The sequence below is a fragment of the Porphyromonas levii DSM 23370 genome (assembly GCF_000379925.1).
Classification (GTDB): Bacteria; Bacteroidota; Bacteroidia; order Bacteroidales; family Porphyromonadaceae; genus Porphyromonas_A; species Porphyromonas_A levii.
Genome location: NZ_KB904207.1, coordinates 1 through 4,348, shown reverse-complemented (window position 1 = coordinate 4,348; position 4,348 = coordinate 1). Strand labels below are relative to the sequence as shown.

At 40.5% G+C, this 4,348-nt stretch carries 2 protein-coding genes and 2 pseudogenes; 1 reads left to right on the top strand and 3 read right to left on the bottom strand.

The genetic code is table 11. The features are described from left to right. Window positions 1-573 precede the first annotated feature (573 nt). Both A3GG_RS0101030 and A3GG_RS0101025 read right to left on the bottom strand, forming a co-directional pair. Window positions 574-849, bottom strand: a complete 276-nt coding sequence (locus A3GG_RS0101030; protein ID WP_018357486.1) for a hypothetical protein — start codon at window positions 847-849, stop codon at window positions 574-576. Window positions 850-862: 13 nt separating this feature from the next. Continuing rightward, complete coding sequence (locus A3GG_RS0101025) at window positions 863-2,713, bottom strand: S41 family peptidase (RefSeq protein ID WP_018357485.1); 1,851 nt, start codon at window positions 2,711-2,713, stop codon at window positions 863-865. Between the two features lie 334 nt (window positions 2,714-3,047). Between A3GG_RS0101025 and A3GG_RS0101020 the strand changes: the two are divergent. Next, window positions 3,048-4,172, top strand: a pseudogene (locus tag A3GG_RS0101020) (DUF3945 domain-containing protein); the annotation flags it as partial. A gap of 11 nt (window positions 4,173-4,183) precedes the next feature. On the opposite strand, the pseudogene A3GG_RS11525 reads toward A3GG_RS0101020, so the two are convergent. After that, a pseudogene (locus A3GG_RS11525) lies at window positions 4,184-4,348 on the bottom strand (IS982 family transposase); the annotation flags it as partial.

The window sequence follows — 4,348 nt, the reverse complement described above, 5'->3', positions numbered from 1 at the left end:
CTATAACTATGAGCGCCCCCACCAGAGTATCACCAAGCTACTCCCTGCCATGGAATATGGAATAGTAGTAGCTGCATAACAATAACCAATAACTATGTAAAGAGAAAGAAAATGTGTACGTTTGCGACAGTGAAAGAAAAAAACACTAGCCCGTTGTCGAAAAATGGGGAGTACTATACAATAACACCCCCTTTTCTGAGCTGGATGAGATGCAATATTATCTCTGCATAAACAATGATGGCATTGTAATTATTTATTTTCCCAGCATAGGAATCAAAGCGCTCTTGTATCAGTTCTATTCTATCCGTAGTTTTTTCTGAGTTCTTGTGACGTTAGAAAGGTCTGCTCAAAGCAAGACATATACAACGAAACCCCAGAAGCTCCCGTATACAATGAGACATCAGGATTGTACTCTTTCATGTATCTACCAGATAAAGAGTATATCTCTCCTAAAACTTTTTTTGCATAAAACTTTCGGACTAATGAAGAGGGGAATTGCACAATTCCCCTCTTCATTATTTGTTAGCTATTTTACATCAAGGCGAGACACCTCAGATGAATATAGAACTCTCGTTAGAAAGGAATACAGATAGGAGCAGTACTACAAGACTTTGATTTATGACTACATCCTCCTGTCTCGAAGTATGTCATACACAACAATCTAGAAGTCCACAACTGAGCATTGGGTGCAATCTCACCTCCAGCCCCAATATTGGGTTTTCCTCCTTGATTAATCTCATCAATAGGCATTGGGATACTTGGATCACAATACCCTCCTCCTTGAATTCGCTTCATTGCATCATAATCCAACGAAGCCAAAACTTTCTTTTGTAAAGAAAACTTTTTCATACTGATTAGTTATTTAATAGTTTGACAATATGAACTCTATGGCGGAATCTTTTCCGACCAAGAAATCTTCGCGTTTTTGATATACGAGAACATCCGGAGCTACGCCTTTTCCATGAAACCCTTCAAAGTCTTTTCCTACAGAAAAAGTAAAGTTAAACATCTTGAGGTCAGCCTCCCCCATGTTACCATTAGTCCCTGAAGTATTGCTTCCGACCAAAGTCCCAAGATGATTCTTTTTGACAGCCACTGCCATACTTTCTCCATAACTATTGGTGCAGGAATCTATTAAAAAATAACACGGTGCTGTTATTTGTTGTTTATTAGGAGCTATATTCTCTATTTCCGCTTCCCAAACCACAGATTGCTGATGTGGCAAATAACGCACGGGGATTCTGTAATCTCCCCATGAAACAGAAGTCTCAGACAACATTCCTAATAGTAAATAAGCTTCAGGAGCAGGATATTTACGTAGATCTATGATATAGGCTTTTGCTTGTGTGGCTTCTTTTACAAAATCAACAAACTTTTTCAACTTGAATACTCGTGGAGATACATCTACATAATACACATTTGGGATAATCTCCTGAATCATTTGATTTTGCTTAATAATTGATCGTACTGGCATCGAGAAGTTAGAATAGTCTCGTGTAGCAGATTTATGTGCATAATCTATTGTTTCGGCACCTTGCCCTTTAAAGGTATATACGACAATGGAGTCTTTATCTAAAACGGGGAAACCATGCCTTAGAATTTCTTTTATCTCTGCTTGTGGCGTTGACGCACTAATATACCTCCGTTGGCGAGAAATAAAATTTTCTATTGGTTGATGGTTTATTGCCACAACCACATCTCCTCTATGTATCACTTGTCCACCAGCTACATTTATATCACATTTCGCGACCAATTTCTGATCAATATAATCCAAGAAAAGTTGATTGTCTTCTGTGTTAATATAAGTCGCAACTGATCCTTCAGGGCACATATCGCTTAAAAGTACTATATGTTCATCATGGAAGTTCCCCATAAACTCGCGCAATACATAAAAATAATACTCTTTCAAGTTTCTTGCTTCAAAGGATTTCTGTGCATAGGTTCGTAATAGCTGTCTCATCTCTATATCTCCCAATCCATCTTCCTCTAAATAGGGATAAAAGTGCTTTAGGACACACCAATGCATAATAAAATCAGCTATTCGTATATAACCATCTTGGCTCATCAAAGGTGAGTCGCCAATACTATTCTTCATTGCAGCTTTTAGCATTGAATATTTGGTAACTCGAAGATCAATACTATCAATTTGACGCATGACCTTCTTATAGTTGTCCTTAAGATTGTTTGCTAAACGTGTTACTGCAACCGGATATTGAACAACGTACCGTTCATTTAAGGGGAAAGTATAATGTTGATTAGGGAATATCCCCAAGATATTTTTCTTTACCACTTTTGAATGATAGGGAGATCTTCTTCCCATTACTTTCTGTCCAAAACCATAATGCTCCTTGATATAGTACTCTTCGCGAATAAGCGTATCACCTGTGCTATACGAAGAGGTGTCTGAATAAAGACGAATCTTCATTTCAGGAATAAGAGGAGAAAACTGTGCTTCTAAAAATTCATCGAAAGATTCTTCATCCTGCAACGTATCTGACAAACGAATCACATGTGTTAGGAACTTATACCAATTAAGATCCTCCGCATATTTAGTTGGATAGAAATATCGTGCGTAAGCATACATATTTGCAATGGCTTCTACTCTTTGTAATCGCACTTCAGTTTTATTGTCTTGGCAGAAAGCATTAGCAATGATGGCAATGCTTAAAAAAAGCCAGCCAATAAATCTTCGAATCAGGTGTTTCATTTTCATATCAGTTTTATGTCTTCAAAACTATCAGGCAACCTATCTAGATTGTTGGAACTTTTTTCTTCATAACAAAAAAGAAGTTTCCTCCATTCTTTTATTCGCTTTTCCTTTTTTAAGGTTCTAACTAGCTTCGAGATAATCTCACAAACCTAAGAACCCCCTCACGCCCCCAATATACAAATTAAATTTTAAACAACGATATTTTTGCAAACGTTTTTTGATTTTTTCTTTTTTCATCCCATTCTTTCCCGTGGTTTCCCTACGCCTTTAGGAATAGGATTGTTGCTTATATATTTGGTGTTCGATAGCGATTTATTCATCTTAAAGACAAAGAATTATGGAATCGAACAACAATGACAACTATGTACTGGTCTTGGAAGACCGCACAGAGGTGCAGAACGAGAAAGAAGTGGGAAAACTCTCCGTGGTTTCGGGTATCGACGACAAGGGAAACCTTAAAACGACCGAAGCCTTAGCCGCCAATCAGGCAGCTTTTTTGAAGTTTAACAATAAGGACGGACTGCTGAAGAACTTCATGACCAACTTCCTCAAGCAATTCAACAATCCGACCCATTTCGGGCTGTATAGAGTTGTTGCAGACAATGTGGAGCAAGGCGTGGACAATCTCCGCACGATGCTCCAAAGCCGTGAAAAGCCCGAAACGCAGGAGCAACTGGCAAAGATGGGTGTACCCTTTGAGGACTATCTGCCCCGACAGAAGAACACCACCGCCATTGACCCCGAAAAAGTAGATTGGAAGATGCTCGACAGCCTCGGGCTTTCCCGTGAACAATTGGAGCAGAGCGGAGAATTGGACAAAATGCTCAACTGGCAGAAGAGCAATCTCATCACGATTGCCGTACCCGTCGGTAATACCACCATCTACACCGATGCTCGCTTGGCGTTTCGCACAGATGGGGAGGGTTATACCGGCTTGGCTATCCATCCGATTCGCAAAGAGCCCCAGCTCGACTTCCCCTATATGGGCTATAAGTTCTCTCCCGAAGAGAAAGAGCAACTACTCACTACGGGCAACCTCGGTAAAACCATTGAGGTAACACCCAAGAACGGAGATCCTTTCTCCGCCTATGTCTCCATTGACCCACAGACCAACGAGCTTGTTGCCCTGCGTGCCGACCGTGTAAACATCCCCAAGGAAATCAAAGGTGTAACGCTCTCTGATGCCCAATACAAAGACCTCGTGGAGGGCAAAGCCGTGAAAACTTCCAAGAATGGTAAAAGTTTCGATGCCACGCTTCAGGTGAATGCCGAAAAGAAAGGTATTGAATTTATCTTCGACAACAACCGTGGTTTCAAGGAACGCCAACAGCAGACACAGCGACAGGGAGTACCGCATAAACTCTGTGGTCTGGAGCTTTCGGAGAAACAACGTGAAGCCTTGGACGGTGGTCGCACGCTCTATTTGAAGAACATGGTCGATAAGGAGGGAAACTCCTTTAACGTGAGTTCGACCTAAGCGATGGCGATTTCGTTAGGTTTTCTGATAATTTCCAAATTTAGCTCCGGTTTCTTGGGCATTAGGTTATAAGCAATTAAGCCACTGACGAGATTGACGACAAAGTTATTCACACATCTATGCCTTGTATGTTCGATTTGACAGACGTTCTTGAGCAAGTC

What these genes read in the sequence shown, in the direction of transcription:
- A3GG_RS0101030 (WP_018357486.1), bottom strand. Translation starts at nt 849, where the DNA reads ATGAAAAAGTTTTCTTTACAAAAGAAAGTTTTGGCTTCGTTGGATTAT.
- A3GG_RS0101025 (WP_018357485.1), bottom strand. Translation starts at nt 2,713, where the DNA reads ATGAAAATGAAACACCTGATTCGAAGATTTATTGGCTGGCTTTTTTTA.